At 44.8% G+C, this 16,757-nt stretch carries 19 protein-coding genes; 8 read left to right on the top strand and 11 right to left on the bottom strand.

Annotated features, from left to right (window positions below):
- Window positions 1–164: 164 nt before the first annotated feature.
- Both M0413_RS01230 and M0413_RS01225 read right to left on the bottom strand, forming a co-directional pair.
- Entirely contained in the window at window positions 165–1,646 is a 1,482-nt protein-coding gene (locus tag M0413_RS01230; protein WP_088585828.1) for a PTS transporter subunit EIIC, read from the bottom strand.
- Window positions 1,598–2,062: a flavodoxin gene (locus tag M0413_RS01225; RefSeq protein ID WP_047534629.1), complete on the bottom strand. Its 465-nt coding sequence runs from the start codon at window positions 2,060–2,062 to the stop codon at window positions 1,598–1,600. The genes M0413_RS01230 and M0413_RS01225 overlap by 49 nt, the downstream gene beginning before the upstream one ends.
- 127 nt (window positions 2,063–2,189) lie before the next feature.
- On the opposite strand from M0413_RS01225, the gene M0413_RS01220 reads away from it, so the two are divergent.
- Window positions 2,190–2,363 carry a hypothetical protein gene (locus M0413_RS01220; RefSeq protein WP_249552875.1) on the top strand — a complete coding sequence of 58 codons (174 nt, stop codon included), beginning with the start codon at window positions 2,190–2,192 and terminating at the stop codon, window positions 2,361–2,363.
- 88 nt (window positions 2,364–2,451) lie between these two features.
- Here M0413_RS01220 and truC read toward each other — a convergent pair whose 3' ends face one another.
- Window positions 2,452–3,288 (bottom strand): tRNA pseudouridine(65) synthase TruC, encoded by an 837-nt coding sequence (truC, locus tag M0413_RS01215; RefSeq protein ID WP_249552873.1) that lies wholly within the window; start codon window positions 3,286–3,288, stop codon window positions 2,452–2,454.
- On the bottom strand, window positions 3,275–3,595 hold the full coding sequence (locus M0413_RS01210) for a YqcC family protein (protein ID WP_203431964.1): 321 nt from the start codon (window positions 3,593–3,595) through the stop codon (window positions 3,275–3,277). The genes truC and M0413_RS01210 overlap by 14 nt, the downstream gene beginning before the upstream one ends.
- Window positions 3,596–3,742: 147 nt before the next feature.
- On the opposite strand from M0413_RS01210, the gene M0413_RS01205 reads away from it, so the two are divergent.
- Window positions 3,743–4,756: a DUF3549 family protein gene (locus M0413_RS01205; protein WP_037416706.1), complete on the top strand. Its 1,014-nt coding sequence runs from the start codon at window positions 3,743–3,745 to the stop codon at window positions 4,754–4,756.
- Window positions 4,753–5,139, top strand: coding sequence for a DUF3301 domain-containing protein (locus tag M0413_RS01200; RefSeq protein ID WP_099457812.1), 387 nt, complete (start codon window positions 4,753–4,755; stop codon window positions 5,137–5,139). Before M0413_RS01205 ends, M0413_RS01200 begins: the two co-directional genes overlap by 4 nt.
- A 1,831-nt stretch (window positions 5,140–6,970) precedes the next feature.
- On the opposite strand, the gene M0413_RS01195 is transcribed toward M0413_RS01200, so the two are convergent.
- A complete protein-coding gene (locus M0413_RS01195) occupies window positions 6,971–7,276 on the bottom strand; it encodes an Mpo1-like protein (protein WP_037416696.1) in 306 nt (101 codons plus the stop codon).
- A complete protein-coding gene (locus tag M0413_RS01190; RefSeq protein ID WP_037416694.1) occupies window positions 7,269–7,907 on the bottom strand; it encodes a GNAT family N-acetyltransferase in 639 nt (212 codons plus the stop codon). The genes M0413_RS01195 and M0413_RS01190 overlap by 8 nt, the downstream gene beginning before the upstream one ends.
- A 145-nt stretch (window positions 7,908–8,052) precedes the next feature.
- Between M0413_RS01190 and M0413_RS01185 the strand changes: the two genes are divergently transcribed.
- The gene (locus tag M0413_RS01185; RefSeq protein ID WP_037416690.1) at window positions 8,053–8,286 is read left to right on the top strand and encodes a DUF2789 domain-containing protein; all 234 of its coding nucleotides are present in this window, start codon (window positions 8,053–8,055) and stop codon (window positions 8,284–8,286) included.
- A gap of 39 nt (window positions 8,287–8,325) precedes the next feature.
- Here the strand turns inward: M0413_RS01185 and M0413_RS01180 are convergent, their stop codons facing one another.
- Window positions 8,326–8,724 carry a DUF3192 domain-containing protein gene (locus M0413_RS01180; RefSeq protein WP_047534614.1) on the bottom strand — a complete coding sequence of 133 codons (399 nt, stop codon included), beginning with the start codon at window positions 8,722–8,724 and terminating at the stop codon, window positions 8,326–8,328.
- Between the two features lie 147 nt (window positions 8,725–8,871).
- On the opposite strand from M0413_RS01180, the gene M0413_RS01175 reads away from it, so the two are divergent.
- Together M0413_RS01175 and M0413_RS01170 are read left to right on the top strand one after the other, a co-directional pair.
- Complete coding sequence (locus M0413_RS01175) at window positions 8,872–9,255, top strand: hypothetical protein (protein WP_069454604.1); 384 nt, start codon at window positions 8,872–8,874, stop codon at window positions 9,253–9,255.
- Window positions 9,255–10,028 carry a Zn-ribbon-containing protein gene (locus tag M0413_RS01170; RefSeq protein WP_069454603.1) on the top strand — a complete coding sequence of 258 codons (774 nt, stop codon included), beginning with the start codon at window positions 9,255–9,257 and terminating at the stop codon, window positions 10,026–10,028. The genes M0413_RS01175 and M0413_RS01170 overlap by 1 nt, the downstream gene beginning before the upstream one ends.
- An 85-nt stretch (window positions 10,029–10,113) precedes the next feature.
- Here the strand turns inward: M0413_RS01170 and syd are convergent, their stop codons facing one another.
- Complete coding sequence (gene syd / locus M0413_RS01165; protein WP_249552871.1) at window positions 10,114–10,764, bottom strand: SecY-interacting protein; 651 nt, start codon at window positions 10,762–10,764, stop codon at window positions 10,114–10,116.
- Window positions 10,765–10,823: 59 nt separating this feature from the next.
- Between syd and queF the strand changes: the two genes are divergently transcribed.
- Window positions 10,824–11,684, top strand: a complete 861-nt coding sequence (queF, locus tag M0413_RS01160) for an NADPH-dependent 7-cyano-7-deazaguanine reductase QueF (protein ID WP_037416675.1) — start codon at window positions 10,824–10,826, stop codon at window positions 11,682–11,684.
- 47 nt (window positions 11,685–11,731) lie between these two features.
- Here queF and M0413_RS01155 read toward each other — a convergent pair whose 3' ends face one another.
- Window positions 11,732–12,676: a LysR family transcriptional regulator gene (locus tag M0413_RS01155; protein ID WP_249552869.1), complete on the bottom strand. Its 945-nt coding sequence runs from the start codon at window positions 12,674–12,676 to the stop codon at window positions 11,732–11,734.
- A gap of 122 nt (window positions 12,677–12,798) precedes the next feature.
- Between M0413_RS01155 and M0413_RS01150 the strand changes: the two genes are divergently transcribed.
- Window positions 12,799–14,790 carry an alkyl/aryl-sulfatase gene (locus M0413_RS01150; protein ID WP_218738279.1) on the top strand — a complete coding sequence of 664 codons (1,992 nt, stop codon included), beginning with the start codon at window positions 12,799–12,801 and terminating at the stop codon, window positions 14,788–14,790.
- Window positions 14,791–14,853: 63 nt separating this feature from the next.
- Here M0413_RS01150 and M0413_RS01145 read toward each other — a convergent pair whose 3' ends face one another.
- Both M0413_RS01145 and M0413_RS01140 read right to left on the bottom strand, forming a co-directional pair.
- The gene (locus tag M0413_RS01145) at window positions 14,854–15,396 is read right to left on the bottom strand and encodes a hypothetical protein (RefSeq protein ID WP_249552867.1); all 543 of its coding nucleotides are present in this window, start codon (window positions 15,394–15,396) and stop codon (window positions 14,854–14,856) included.
- A gap of 230 nt (window positions 15,397–15,626) precedes the next feature.
- The gene (locus tag M0413_RS01140) at window positions 15,627–16,628 is read right to left on the bottom strand and encodes a 4'-phosphopantetheinyl transferase family protein (protein WP_249552865.1); all 1,002 of its coding nucleotides are present in this window, start codon (window positions 16,626–16,628) and stop codon (window positions 15,627–15,629) included.
- Window positions 16,629–16,757: the final 129 nt, after the last annotated feature.

Here is a 16,757-nt window from a genome sequence, read left to right as displayed (position 1 = left end):
GACTGCAAAATCTGATCTCCTCTATGGTCCCTCACTTGAGTGTGCCATAGCCAATCCACTGATACAGCATGAAAAGCTAACTTTTTGTGTTAAAAAGTGAATTTATTGTGAGTTAACTTTATTAAACACAATAAATCAGTGATTAATTTTAATAAGCTGCAATGCTAACGCCGTGTATCTAAATAACGCTGCAACACTTTACGCAGAGTTTCAGCCTTAGTGCCATACACCACTTGCACACCTTTCCCCATCACAATCACTCCCTTCGCGCCTAGCTGACTGAGTCGAACTTTATTAACTAACTCAGGGCTATGCACACTCAAACGTAATCGCGTTAAACAGGCATTGAGTTCAACGATGTTATCGCGACCACCTAATGCCGCAATAATTGCTCTTAAGCTCTCTTTGGAGCGATTGGCGTCATAGGATTCAAGCCGCCCTGGCGTTTTTAAATTAAATGCCAGAATACTTCCCCTAAACAAAATGTAATAAATCACCGCCGTAAGCGGCCCCAAGACTGCAAACCATCCCGTATTACGGGACAGGGAAAATAGCAAAGTGAAGTCAACCAGTCCGTGGGAAAATACAATACTATGGTGAATATCAAGCATAATGCAGACAGAGTAAGCCAAGCCCGCCAGCATGACATGGATAAGAAACAAGATAGGCGCCACAAACATAAAGGCAAACTCAATTGGCTCAGTCACACCTGTTAACCAACTGGCTGCCGCAGCGGAAAGCATAATACCCGCAACACGATTTCGCTCCGAGGCATCAGCGCAGCGCCAAATGGCCAGCGCCGCTGCTGGTAATCCCCACATTTTAATCAGGTAGCCCCCCGCTAAATTCCCTGCTTGCGGATCACCCGCTAAATAACGCGCCACTTCACCGCGTACCACTTCGGCGTCCTGCAACTGATATTGGCCAACTTCTAAATAAAATGGTGCATTCCAAATATGATGTAGCCCTAAGGGAATGAGTAAACGCTCAAGCGCACCATAAACACCAAACGCAATTGCAGGCTTTTGGTAAACAGCCCAATCAGAGACTCGCTCAATCAATAAGGAGATTGATGGCCATACATGGGCGAGTACATAACCTAACCCCATAGCCAACGGAATGATCAATAAAGAGGCGCTACGCCGCCCTTCGAAAAAGGAAAAAATCGCTGGCAGGCGAATATATTGGCTCCAACGCACCGCAAAGCAAGTCACGCCGCCAATCAGCATGCCGCCAGCAATCCCAGTATCTAAGGTATCCATGCCAAGAACTAACTGAGTTGGCAATTGGTATAAGTCAGCTAAAGCAGCCAAGGTTGCGGTCAACACGCCATAGCCAAACACCGCGGTAAATGCAGCAATCCCTTGATCTCGACAAAAACCAATCGCCACTGCCACCGCAAACAAAATCGGCATAATCGCGAAAATCAGCTTACCCACAGCCAGCATTAATACATTAAGTACTTCAGGCATAAAGGGGATTGGGCTTACCGTCAACCCCAGCATAACCCCAGCCGCGGGTAAAATGGCAATAGGGATTAACAGCGCTTGGCTTAAGCGCTGAGCAAATTTAAACCACTGCTGAGTGACCAAATGGCCTAAGCGGCGCGCTCGGATTTGACGATTTGGTTCCAGCTTTGCAGCCATTTTATCGCTTCGACCTCAGGTTCCATGGTTTCACAGGCGTCAATATCGAGACGCTCCACAACGGCTTTTGCGCCTAATTCACTCAGCAATGCATCCACTGACTTGCCTGCACCACAAAAGGTATCGTAACTTGAATCTCCCAGCGCAATAACACTGTATTTCAGCTCTGGCAAATAGGGAGCTGTTGTTTGGAGATGATAAAACCAAGGCTGGATATCATCGGGTAAATCCCCCTGCCCGGTGGTTGAGGTGACAACCACTAACAGCTCATCCTGTGGTGGTGTAAATTGGCTAATTTCATTCGGTTGCCACAATCTGGCTTCATAACCAAGTTCTGTCAGCGCTTTTTCTAAGGTTTCGGCGGTAAATTGTGCGCTACCATACACAGTGCCAAAGATCAGATTAACTTTTTTCATGATATACTCCGTCCCACATGCGTAAACGCAACTCAGCTGAAGTTACTTTATTGTTATGCTTTAGGGCAAGCAACAAGGTAAAATTTTATAAATTAAATCAAGTTATTGAGCATGAGGAACTAAACTGATGCGACAGAGCAATAGGCAAAAACACCTCAAGCACCAACATAAAAGCACTCAAATTAGACGTAAACATTACTTTCATGCCGCACAGCAAAACCTGCAAACGCCACTTAAGCCCACCACGGGATTTTCAAGCTTAGTCACCTTAATGCAAGAACTAAAGCTAGCGAGTCGTTAAGCTATTAACATCAGGGCCAACAGCAAGTAAACAGGCCACACTATCTTAGTCACGCAAATAAACACGTGGCGACCTAATACATTTCAGCTTAACCCGCAATCAATATGCTGGGTGTGGAAGATAATGCGCTATCATCCCAACCTAGGCGAGCAAAAACGGTTTCCCATTCAGGCTCAAGCTCTGTTTCAATGCTTAAGCGCTCATGGGTTATCGGGTGAGTGAAGGTTAATTTTTTCGCAATCAGCCATAGTCGATTGATGTCAAAATGGGTTCTAAAAAATGCATTTTGCTTACCATCACCATGGGTGGTATCACCAATAATCGGATGACGTAAGTGCGCCATATGGCGTCTTAGTTGATGCTTGCGCCCCGTTTTAGGACTCAGTTTAACTAAAGCAAATCGACTCGTTGCATAACGTCCTGACGGATAGGGGATTTCAGCATTGAGTAGCGGTTCATATTGAGTCACCGCTTCTTGGGCTGCTTTATCTTGATTTGAGAACTTATCCGCCACTTCATCCAATTCCACCTTGAGCGCATAATCCAATACACCACTCTCCTGCATATTGCCACGCACCAACGCTAGGTACTGTTTTTCGATACTATGGTCGGCAAATTGTTCGCAAAGCGCGTTAGCCACTTCACTATTTTTGGCAAATAACAACACGCCAGAGGTCGGTCTATCTAAACGATGTACCGGAAACACATGACACCCCACCAGATCGCGTGTTAATTGCATCGCAAAAAAACGTTCACGGCGTGCCAAATAACTGCGATGCACCAGCAATCCCGCAGGTTTGTGGATAGCAACGAGATGCTCGTCTTGATATAAAATGTGCAGTTCAGGCGCGGCTTCTACATCATCACTATCGGTATTCAATTGCTTACTCTCTGGCATATCTAACCAGATATCATCTTGGTTCATTTAACAATATATCCAATTCATTTAAGACACCGATTAAGGGTGCTAATGTCGCCTGCTCAGACCACACATGTTCAGCCATAGGCGCAATGGCAATTTGGCGAGGCAAGGGTTGACCAGCATCGATCAATGCTTGCATTCGCGGGATAAAGATAAACTGTAACCATTGTTCAAACGGCATAAGATCGCAGGCAAACGGCGCAGTACTGGCCATCGCTTTATCACTTGGCGCATTGGCCGACCAAAGTCCAACACCTTGGAGCTCGTGAATAATTTGGGCTAATTTTATTTGAGTTTGGCTGTAAAGCATCAATGTGACGTCCTTTAGCTCGCTGTCATTAGAAGATAACGCTCAGCGACAGGGGGCGATAAAAGTGTAGCAATCATACCATCGTGAACAACTTCCCCCTATAATGTCGCCAATTTATTGAGCCTTTTTGATTGATATAGCAGCCAAATGACTGAAATTACTACGCTTAGCCAATTTTTAACGACAGCCAAAACCCAATTCCAAGTCTATGAACTGGGTCGAAGGGTACAGCACATCGACATGTTGGCCTTCCATCAAATCGAATCTCTAGCCACACCTTATCCCTACCCCATTCAAGGCCATGCACAGTTTGCCATTGTTTTTTGGAATGAAAGCCAGCAGCATTTTATTTGGTTCCTCAAGCTTCCTTTAGATGAGCAAGGCCTGCTCTCGCCTGCACCCCGTTCACAATTTATTGAAATGGTACTCACGGCACTGGGACAAGATCCAACTCAGCCATTAACCGATGAACAGCAGGATCGCCTCGCCAATAATCCATTTAGTTTTAAACCTAGCCAAGAGAAACTAGCGTTATTCAACGCCTTAGTGCGTAAGCAATTAGGGTTAAAGGCATCAATCCAATATGAATTTGCCATGCAATACTTATCAGGCCAAATTGCTCCGAGTGAATGGCAACATATTGGCCTGCAAGGTTTGAGTGATGTTTGTGTCCGTCTCAATGAATTAGATCATGAGCAACATATCCTTGCCAGTTTTGACCATGCCGCCATTGAAGTGCAAATCGCTCTATGTCAGTGCCTCGAACATCTACAGTTGACTGAGGCTATTGCGGAGAAGATCTTTAGTAAGTTCATCAAGGCACCTAATGAGTACCAATCCTATTACATGCGAGCATTAGCATCACAGTCTGAATTAAGCCAACAAGCCTTAGCCCACTTACAGCATACAGACCAGCTTGATGCAAACGCCCTCATCAGTATTGCAGGTCGAAATTGGTCGATACTAAAGCAAGAGCTGAGTCGCAGTATTTACTTAGAAGCACTTGCACTTCAGCCGCAAGCCTTTTTTAATCAGGTCTTTGCTGATATTGTGGCTATTCCTAATTTACGCAATCACTTACTGCGTGAATTACGAAATCCCAATCGTAGTGTTCAACTATCACAAGCCATTGGTGGCTTGTTTAAGGCTGCAAGTAAATGATGTCAGATCTTCTGTTAATTATTGCGCTGATTGTCGTTGCCGCTTTCTTTTGGCAACTTCGTCAAATGGCAGAATTAAGCCGTATTTTTGCTGAAAAAGAATGCTGTAGACAAAAAGTACAACTATTAGCGATCGCAATGGAAACCGCTCGTCCTAGCCTTGGCGGCACTACCGGGATCTGTTGGAAGGCAAAGTATCTCTTCGAGTTCAGCACAGATGGTATAAATCAATATCGTGGTCATATATGGATGCTAGGTAAAAAAATTCAAAAGATTGAATGGCCTATATTCCCAGAACCCGAATGGCAAGAAGCACCGACGGCGAAAGGTAAATTTGGTGGCTGTGGGAGCCAAAGTAGTTGTAGCTCGGGCAAGTGCCATTAAGCCACTGCCGTTGACCTTTGAGCTGAATTGATAACGCCAAGCCATATTGATAACACTCAGCCATAGCTCGGTTCAATATCTGCATCATCTGTATGAATACCAAAAAGAAAGGGCGTGATCCTAAGATCACGCCCTTCTGTACTTTGTTAAGCTATCCCGCTATTTTCGTGCTCCCTGCACCATCCATGCGTCAACTTGCATCCTGCATCATCCCTGTTCAATCCTTGATATCTCCCTGTACTCAAGTACATCCCTATTTCTTGGCGTTCCTTTTACCAAGCTTGCTCTTTCCTGAGCGGTTCCAGCATCATCCATGAAATAGGTTAAGTTGCTTCCTTTCTGCTGCACTCCTTGTGCCATCGCAATCCTGTGCAACTAGGCTATCTATCCGTGATAGTCTATCCTTCCGTGGTTCGTAACGCTTTCATCCTGAAAGTCTTTCCTTACCATTCCGTGAGTGTTAATCCATTAAACACTGTCCGGCCATCCTGACCGCTAACATCCTGTTGTCTCTCGCTCCCTCTGCAAATGAATCTTAGGATAGTCATGATGAAATTTGCGCTAGTTAAAATAAAAAGATAAACCGCAATAATAACGACATAATTAAAAGCAAAACCTAACACACTGATTAAACTATATTTGATGGAATATGACGGTTTTTATCAGTCAAAAAACTTACAAATTACTTACATGCTTGTGAGACATATCTCACAAAGAAACTGGCAATTTTAATCCTCTCAACTAATTTAGTCTGCTTGCTAAGAAAGACTCAGAACCAACCAAGCCGTAAATCGCCGCATAAAGGAGCAATAATCGACAATCTCTTTTATCCCACTACCGTTAAAATTATAAAAATGGACATTTTGACACAGAATTATGAACAGCCTCTAAGCGACGCCAAGTTCCATATACTTTGGTTAGTATCAACCACAAGAACCAAGCAACTCAAAAGTATCATTGCGCATTGTTATCAATGTATAAGCGGGTTGATATTACAATCTTGGTGAGCTGTGAATTGGGTGATTGGACGGATTTGCAATTCCATATTTATAAGATGCCTAGATACAAGCTGCAGCTTCAAAAGACAAAAAAGAAAAGGGCGTACTGTGTACGCCCCATTTATTCTCTGTAAGCCATCCTGCTTATTTGTGCTCCCTGCACCATCCATGCGTTTACGTGCATCCTACAGCATCCCTGTACCCCTAATCCTCCCTGTGTTATGGCTTAACCATAACACTCAATCCTTTGACCCGGAAATCCTATTCCGGCACCAGTCACATCCTATGACTCATTCCATAATGCATCCTGCTCAATGCCTTCCATAGACGAGTACAAGCTGTTCACCCTTATACTTATCCCTTAACTCGATACATCCTGCACCGAGTACATGCTTAATCCTTAAGCTTGTCCTTTATCATCCTGAAACCTGTCGTCCTAACAAGTATTATATCCTGTATCATCCTTGACAAAGCTATCCTGCTTCTCCTTAGCCTATCCTTGGTTTATGACAGTTTTCCTACCGCCAGGGGTTCAAATCCAAGAACCTAAATTAGTTGCTTCTTGCGTCCGTTTCGCCTGTATTGCAATCCGTGCTATCCATGTGTTTTGGCGACAGATAAATTCTACGTGAATTCTGTCTTTGTTGTTCCCCCATAAGAACAACAACCCGGGAAAATCTCATTCAACCAGCAAAGTGGAATTTATAACAAATTGAAATTAAATAACTTTTAAAACTACAGATTATAAAACAATCAAAAAGAAAACATATTGTCTTACAGGCTTTGTAAGCGATCTCTCACACGCTTGTCAGCTTCTTACCGGAATATCAGATTCAATACTTTACTTTTCCCAAAAGAATTTGGACAAACATCACCCAATCCCCCATCAAGCTGTACAAAGGATATTGAAAGGTCGCAGGTCGATTACGCTCAAAGACAAAATGACCAACCCAAGCAAATCCATATCCCACAAGCGGGATCAGCATCAACAACCACCATGCGGCAGTGATAAATGCAGCCCCTAATAAAAACAATACCAGAATACTTCCAATAAAATGTAGCCGCCGACAACGACTGTCTTGATGCTGGGAGAGATAGAAAGGATAAAACTCAGCGAAAGAGCGATAACGTTTATTCATCTTGTTGGCCTGTATAAAAAAGTAATTGCCCAGCCACACCACCAATAGTCAATTCACCCAAGAAAACAAAATCATGTTGTTTAAATAAATGCATATGAGCTTCCTGCGAGGTGAATACCCCAATACCTTCAAGATTTGGCTGCTCATCGCACCAACTCACTACCGCTTGAACAAGTTGATGGCCCAGCCCTTTACCTTGCTCGTTTGGCGCTAAGGCAATAAATTGCAAAATCCCACAACGCTGGCTGGGTAACAGTTCCAAAATAATCGATTCCTTTTTCATCATAGCTTGGGTCGATTGCCACCCCGTACCCAGCAACATTTTGAGCCGCCAGTGCCAATAGCGACCTTCTCCGAGTGGCACTTCTTGGGTGACAACGCAAGCAACCCCCACTAAATGAGCACCATCGAAAAGTCCGATTAAGGCCTGCTTTTGTTGCCATAGAGTATTGAGTTCTTCGCGAATTGCGGCGCGTAATTTTTGTTCGTAGGCAAATTTATCCGCGGTGGATAACGCATTAATGAAAAAGGGATCATCATGATACGCATTGTAGATAATTGAAGCGGCCAAGCGTAAATCTTCTGCGGTGAGATAAACGGCACGATACTCATCCAAGGTTTTATTGTCCATTGTTAGAATTCCTTGATTTAGATCACACTCTTATGAGTCTTTATCAATGTATCAAGGAAACCAAAAAGTGCAAATTTTAATCATCGATTGCATTTCCTAAAGAGATGCATAACCTAGATAAAAAGCTAACCAAGGGAGAGATCGAATGGATACTACGCCAATTGATTTAAGCCATCTATTTGAACAACTGGGATTAGAGAGCCAACCCAATGCTATTGCGCAATTTATTGCGACTCACAAGCTGGCAGCACAAATACACTTAACTGAAGCGCCTTTTTGGACACAAGCGCAAAAGAGTTTTCTCACCGAAGCGTTAGAGGCTGATGCACAATGGACCGAACTGATTGAGCAGCTTGATGCTCAGTTAAGAAAGCCCTAATTTTTTAGGGCTTTCAAGTATATTTTGGGGCAGTTGGGGTTAAATCTTTTGATACGCAGTGTCGCCCCAACCGACTAAAACATGGTTACTCAACACTACAGGCGTACATTCATCCTTAGTGGTTTTACCATCGCTATGGGAGTGCTGAGTGCGATAAAAGAGGACCAACACTTCTTTGTCTGCTTGTCCTGCGCTTTGTTGTAAATAGGACTCGCTAAAGTCTGCTGCTCCCATTAGCGTCATCACTTGGTCTTTGCTCATGCCAAGGCTGAGCTTAGTCAGATTAGTGCGGTTTTTATCCTGTGTTTTTTCCCAAGATTCGCTGCTATCCCACTTAGATTCACCATCGCCGACATTGACCACACAACCGCTAAGACCTAAGCTTGCTAACCCTAAAAACGTGACCGCGATGAGTTTGCGATTAATATTTGCGTTCATATTATGACTTCCTGTGTACTTGTTATAAAAATTGTTAAAAAGCAAAATCAATGCCAAACAGCAATACATTGATTTATAAAAACTAAAATAACCACATCACAGTAAGTTAGTGAAAAACACGATATACATTAAGGAATTTCACTTATTATGAGTCCCATTGACCAAGTGTTAGCAGCAGCCTGCGCACTCGAAGCCAGCGGTAAAACACCAAGCCTTGCCCTGATAAAAAGCCGTGTCGGTAACAAAATCCCTATGCCGATATTAATCCAAGGATTACAGCAATTTAAATCGGTACCTAAAGCCGAGCGGGAACGTTTAGCGGCCCAATCACAGCCCGTGATTGAAGAAACACATACCGCCGAAGCTTCACCACTCACAGTCGCCACATTGGCGCAACAGTTAGCCCAGTTGCAACAAGGCATTGAACAGGCCCTCGCGTTAAAAAACAACGAGATCATGCAACTCAGAAATGAACTTATCGAGCTGAAACAACGTGTCAGTCAACTCGAATCCCAAGGAAAATCCGCTTAATGTTTGTCACCGAATTGCGCTTTGAATGCTTTGCCGATACCACCATCAGTGCGGCAGAACGTGCCATCAATCAATTACTCGAAGCCTATCGCGCTAATGGCCAAATCCTCGGCCGCGAATTTGCCGTAGCCTTTAATGAGGGCGAATTTCGAGTACGCCTACTCACGCCGGAAAAAAACAGTTTGGCCCATCGTTACCACAGCCCTTGGGTGAAAAAAGCGCTGGCGGAATTAACCGAGGCTAAACTACTGGCGCCACGTGAAAAGTTTATCGGTCAGGATATTAATTCTGAGGTCAGTAACACTGAGCCACCCAGCTGGCAGTTGCTCTACACTAGCTATGTGCATATGTGTTCCCCCCTGCGTAGTGGTGATAACTTATTGCCTATTCCGCTGTATCAAATCCCTGCGACCTTTAATGGCGATCATAAGCGAGTTATCCGCTGGCAAACCGAGTGGCAAGCCTGTGATGAGTTACAAATGGCGGCCGCCACTAAGGCAGAGTTTGCAGCGCTAGAAGAATTATCGAGCCCAAACAGTGATTTATTTAGACGAGGTTGGGATTTACGCGGTCGAATCGAATACCTTACTAAAATTCCCACTTACTATTATTTGTATCGTGTCGGGGGGCAGGATCTGCAATCTGAGCTGGCACGCCCCTGCCCGCGTTGTGGCAGTCACACCTGGAAGCTCGATGAGCCATTATTGGATATGTTTCACTTTCGCTGCGAACCTTGCCGCATAGTGTCTAACTTGTCTTGGGACCATCAATAGCCTTGCCTTATTGAAGCGTAAACTCGACAGGCTAGAGATGCATGTCGAGTTTACTATGTTTAGGCCTTGCTGCATTTCAACGCGCTTAACGCTTACCAATCAGGTTGTGCCACATACGTTTAAAGCTGGCAAAAATCCCAGGATGCTCGAGCGCTGGCATAGGCAATTCTTCATGTTTCACGGGCGGCGCGATACGTGGCGATAACGCCTCAATAAACGCCGCTAAACTCGGCGCCAATTGGGAAGAGGGAAGCTCGCCGGGGATTTCCACCCATACACTACCATCGGCATTATCCACCGTTAGCATCTTATCGCCCTCATCAAGCAAACCAATAAACCAGGTGGGCGGTTGCTTAAGTTTTTGCTTCATCATTAAGTGACCGATAATATTTTGCTGCAACGCGTCAAAATCCGCCTCGTTCCATACCTGTAGTAATTCTCCTGTGCCCCATGGTGAATCAAATAGCACGGGCGCCGCAAAATACTCACCATAGAAGTAATTGATATCAGGCCATAATTTAAGTTCAAGTGCATGCTCAACATTCGCAAAGCTGCCTACTTGTTCACGTTTAACAGGTAACCAGCTCACCGCCTCATCGGATGATTCATCAAACTCTCCTTGAATGCACAAAGATGGCTCACCTCGCGGGTAATATCGCGGTAATTCGCCTAAAGTTGATAGGTAAGACTGATGATAGTTTTGCAAAAATTTATCGAGAGCAGGCAGACAAGACACTTAAGCACAATCCAATTTCGGGTATAATGTGCGCCTATTTTGACATGGAAACAGTATTGATGACACAGAATCACGATCCCTATAGTGATGCAAAAGAACTTGCGAGCTTAACTTTAGGTAAAGCTACTGATTACCAAGCCGAGTATGATGCATCGCTGCTGCAAGGGGTTCCTCGCTCACTTAACCGTAACGCTATCAACCTGACTGCGGAGAGTTTACCTTTCCACGGAGCCGATATCTGGACGGCCTATGAGCTGTCTTGGCTAAATGCAAAGGGTAAACCTATGGTGGCTATCGCCGACATTCAGCTAAGTCATGCAAGCCAAAATCTGATCGAGTCAAAATCCTTCAAACTGTATTTAAACAGTTTTAATCAAACCAAATTCGACAATCTCGATGCGGTGCAAAAAACCTTAGTTAAAGATCTAAGTGAATGTGCCCAAGGCGATGTTAACGTTAAGATTATTGAGCCTAAAAGTTTTGGTATTCAACGTGTCGTCGAACTGCCAGGCACTTGCATTGACGATCTGGATATTGAAGTCAGTGATTATGATTTTAATCCTGATTATCTTGAAAACAGCACAGATGAAAAACAGATTGTCGCTGAGACACTCAATTCTAATCTATTGAAATCAAACTGCTTAATTACCTCTCAACCCGATTGGGGCAGTGTGATGATCCGTTATCAAGGGCCAAAAATCGATCGCGAAAAATTACTGCGCTATTTGATTTCGTTCCGCCAACATAATGAGTTTCACGAACAATGTGTCGAGCGAATTTTTGTCGACCTAAAACATTACTGTCACTGTGCTAAGTTAACTGTATACGCCCGCTACACCCGTCGTGGCGGCTTAGACATTAACCCCTACCGCAGTGACTTTGAGCATCCTGGTGAAAGCCACAGGTTAGCTAGACAGTAATAGATACCTTCTTAAAACAATAAGATAAACACGCAAAAAGCGCTGATTCACTCGCTACGAGCCTGAACCAGCGCTTTTTCATTTGTTGTCATGGTACTGGCACTGAGTAATAAACGTCGTAACCATTGATGGCTCGGGTTTTGGGTATATTTACTGCTCCACACCATATATAAATCAATTGGTCTTGTTTTTAGTGGCATAGGTAGTATTTGTAGGCCAAACATTTCAGCGTATTGACTGGCATAACGTAAAGGGGCGATACCTATCGCCTCACTTTTACCTACGGTTGCAAACATACTTAATAGAGAGGACTGTTCACTGTACATCCTGCGCCTTGGTAACACGCCTTCAGTAAACAAATCCCCCGCCGTCAAATTAAAACGCCGCAAATTTAAAAATACGTGTTTCTCCTCAAAATACTGTTGATGAGTAATGGCTCCATGAATACGAGGATGCTGCTTACTGGCAATACAGACTAAACGTTCAGTAAAGAGTAATTTGCTTGAGAGCAAAGTTTGCTGAGCGGGTTTAATATCGATCGCCACCGCAACCCGCTCAAGCAAGATATCACGATATAACTCAGCCTCCTGTGGCGGCGACTCACGAAAAATCACTTCGATATCCGCATCCAACAATAAAGCTTGCACACCTGCTTGCAGCGTTTCAATAACCGACTCATTGGCATATACATAAAAGCGCCGCTGGCTTGAGCGGGGATCAAAATGCTCAAACCCAAGTAATACGGTTTCGATATCGGCCATGGGTTGCTCAAACTTGCGATACATCTCTCGAGCTACTGCGGTTGGTTCAATTCCACGCCCAACCCGAGTAAACAGCGACTCTCCTACCCATGATCTCAATCGGCCAATGGCATTACTCACGGAAGACTGGGTTAAATCTAACTCCTGCGCCGCTTGGGTAAACGAACGTGTACGATAAACCACCATAAACACACGTAATAAGTTTAAATCTAACGGCTTTTGTGTCGGCATAGGGGAAACACTCATTCACAAGATAAATATTACAACCCAAGCTAACTCGAGTTATCTAAATATACAAGCTGGCTATACTCAAACCATCAACGACACAATCCCACTTATCGGTAGGTAAAATGATGCAAAAATCTTTGATGACAATCAGTATTCTCGCCAGCTTCTCCTTAAGCGCAGTCGCCGCTGAACACGAGCATGAACACATCAGCCTGCACTATCAAGGCAAGCCTGCTACCAAACAAACCATAGAGGTGAACAAGGCCACAGCAGCCACCCTTAACTTTGCCGATAAAAATGCCTTTGAAGCGTTTTCGAAGAATCTTATCGCCGAACTCGATGAACCTACGGCAGCGATTTTACGGGCCGATTTCAGCTTTATTGGCGATAAAACTCCTGACACAGTTAACCCGTCACTGTATCGTCAGGCCCAGTTGAATATGGTGTCTAACGGCTTATACAAGGTCACCGACGGCATCTATCAAGTGCGCGGCACCGACTTAGCCAACTTAACCCTTATCCGCGGTAAAACAGGCTGGATCCTGTATGACGTATTGCTCACCAAAGAGTCCGCCAAGCAATCCCTTGAATTTGCACTAAAACACTTACCAGAGGGCAATGATTTACCTGTGGTCGCAATGATTTATTCCCACAGCCATGGAGATCATTTTGGCGGTTCCCGCGCCATTAAAGACATGTTTCCAAACGTCAAAGTCTATGGTTCCCATAACATCACCAAAGAAATTGTTGACGAAAACGTCCTCGCAGGAAATGCCATGAGCCGCCGCGCCGCCTATCAATACGGCGCCACATTAGAGCGCAATGAGCAAGGCATTGTCGATGCCGCACTTGCCAAAGGCTTATCCAAAGGCGAAGTCACCTATGTAAAACCCGATATCACCCTTAACAGCAAAGATAAATGGGAAACGCTGACTATCGATGGTATCGAAATGGTGTTTATGGACGCCTCGGGCACAGAAGCTGCGTCGGAAATGGCCACCTATATTCCCTCAATGAAGGCCCTATGGACGGCTGAACTCACCTACCATGGCATGCACAACATTTACACCTTACGTGGGGCAAAAGTACGGGATGCCATCAAATGGTCTAAAGATATCAATGCATTGCTAACACGCTTTGGTGATGATGCGCAGGTACTGTTTGAAGCCCACTCCGCGCCCGTGTTTGGTAATACGGATGTCAACGCCTACTTAAGAATGCAAAGGGATAACTATGGCCTAGTCCATAATCAAACCCTGCGATTAGCCAATAATGGGGTGGGTATTCAAGATATTGGCGATGCGATTCAAACCACTATCCCTAAAGCCGTGCGCGATACTTGGTACACCAATGGTTATCACGGCACTTATAGCCACAATGCTAAAGCCGTGTACAACATGTATTTAGGCTATTTTGATATGAATCCGGCCAACTTAAACCCATTACCCACAAAGGATGAATCCGCCAAATTTGTTGAGTATATGGGCGGCGCTAACGCCGTGCTTAAACATGCCAAAACCGACTATGCCCAAGGCGAATACCGCTTTGTGGCCACCGCACTCAATAAAGTCGTGATGGCAGAACCTAATAACACTGAAGCCAGACAATTACTTGCCGATACCTATGAACAACTGGGTTATCAAGCCGAAGGCGCTGGCTGGCGCAATATTTATCTGACGGGTGCCCAAGAGTTACGCGCAGGAGTCCAGCCCGGTGCACCTAAATCAGCCTCAGCTGATATTTTAGGTGAAATGGATATCTCAACCCTGTTTGACTTTCTCGCCGTCAAAGTCGATAGCATCAAGGCCGCAGAGCTTGGGCTGTTAAGGCTTAATGTGATTAATCCTGACACTAAAGAAACGCTCTATGTAGAGCTAAGCAATGGTAATTTAAGCAATATTCAAGTTGATAAACCGATGGAGGCTGATACTAATCTTTATATTGATAAGCGTTATATTACCGGTATTTTACTCGGTAAAACGCCCCTTAAAGACTTGCTGGCTAACGGCAGTGCCAAACTGGAAGGCGACAAAACCGCTTTTGGTAAAATCATGTCGACCTTAGTCCAGTTCGATGCCAACTTTGAAATTGTCCCACTACCACCAACTGCTAAATAAATAATCCAACGCCCTGAATATTCAGGGCGTTTTTATAAGATGAAGGCGTGACGTTCACACTGGTTAGTTGGCAGTGCTTGTCGCTGGGGATGTGGTTTTACACTCCAACAATAACTGCTGAAAATGCGCGCCTAAATCCTGCTGAGCAAATTGCTCACTCGCCAGTGCCATTTGCTTAAGGCTTTGTATAGCTTGATCTAATCCTTGCTGATCAATAAGGTTTTTCGCATAAGCCGCCACATCAGCACCCTTTTGCAGTAAACCTGCGACTTGATCAAAACTCACCTCTTGTTCCATTAGCTTCTGTAGGTCGCCGAGTAATTCTGTCACCTTGGCTGACTCCACTAAGGCGCCTTCGACATTGACTAACTTACCTAAGGGATCTTGTGTCAGTTTTTCTGTCACGCAGGCGGACACAGTGCCAGCCGCAGCGCTTTGAGCCACAACATCGAGTCCGCGACTGCGAATTTGCTCAACCACTTGCTGCAGTTGCGGATCTTGAGCAAGCCATGCCTGCTCTAATTGCTGTTTTTCATCGCCACCAAAGTAGCCACAGCCACCAAGCAGTAGCAAAGTGGTGGTCGATAAAAGGCATTTGAATTTCATGATTAACAACCTTGTCAGTGAGTTCTCTGGCGTGACTATAGCGAGCTAGGTTTAATCCAAAATGAAATATGAACGGAGGGATAACAAAGTCAGTGAAGGGACAAGAAACTGAATTAAAAGCACTAATTCAAAGATTTAATTCCAAGTACTCATTGAAAGTGCTTTGAAAGGTTTGCGTAAAGCAGTTATTCAAGAACGAAGGCGACCTAAGCCTTCGTGCGAAGGCCGCACTAGATGGCAGAGCATGCCGCCAGTAATGCAGTGATACTGGTCAGCTGCATCGAAATAGTCACCTTCGCCAACCTGTCATCCTGCACTAAGCTGTCACCATCAACCAAGCTGAGTCCAAAACGATATTCCTCATTAAGTCGGCCAAAATAACTCCGCCAATGATGTACATGGGAGCTTGTGGCATCCTGTGCAGTTTCAGGTTCAATCCGCAGCTTAATATTGGAATATAGTGGAATACGCGTTGGGAGTTGAAGATAAGAACAGGGCTTAGCTTGGCTTGGTGAAGCAAAGTGATCTTGTAGCTTGAGCTTGAGTTCAACCCAGTTAGGGGGAGCGACAGCTTGCAGCGCGCCACCATCAACCGCCAGCAAACTGTTTGGGGCTAAGTCAAAACCAAAAGATTTCAGCGACTGCGCTAGGCCCAAACCCGTTGCCTTGATGTAGGATTCCTTGAGTGCCCAAAGATCAAAAAAGCGCTGCCGCTGCGCATCCTCGCCCTCAAGGGCTAATAAGCCTTGGGTTTCAATCGCGGAAAAATAATGATTAAGGATCGGGTAAATATGAGTACTGGCGCGGGCACGCTCGATATCCACACCCAAGCCTAAACGGGGTTGCGCTGTGTTAGCGTTTTCTCCCTTGTCATCATCTTGCGCTAAGGCTATCAATAACCAGTCGCCACTGTGGCTCAAGTTAAACTCAATGCCAGTACTCAGAAACTGCTCATGGTTAAGACTGGGTTTGCCCTTTGCCCCATACTCAAAACACCAATCTTGGGGCGCAATCTGTCGTTGGGAAGAGCAAGGTAAGGTTCCACCGCGAGATTGCAGTCCTTGAGATAAGACGCAGCGCAGCGCCGCTCGCACCAATAAGCCGTTCATTTGCGCCTTGGGCGCCCAACGCGCCACTTTAGCGTGCTCGTCCTCACTCAAGAGCGCCATACACGCATTCGTGCTGGCCACATCCATTTCAGTTAATGGAATAAAAAAAAGCTCAATATTCATTAATTTATCCCAACAACACTTGAGTTTAACGGCTGCCCTATTCTACTCAGTTCTACTCTCCTGACGAGCAGTATCTTAATTTTGTTTCTAATCTTATGAATTTAAATGATTATTTAAACGTGTACCCTG

The sequence above is a fragment of the Shewanella sp. 8A genome, from assembly GCF_023475945.1.
Taxonomy (GTDB): domain Bacteria; phylum Pseudomonadota; class Gammaproteobacteria; order Enterobacterales; family Shewanellaceae; genus Shewanella; species Shewanella xiamenensis.
Note: the sequence above shows the minus strand (reverse complement) of the source record. Positions and strands in the feature narration are given on the sequence as shown.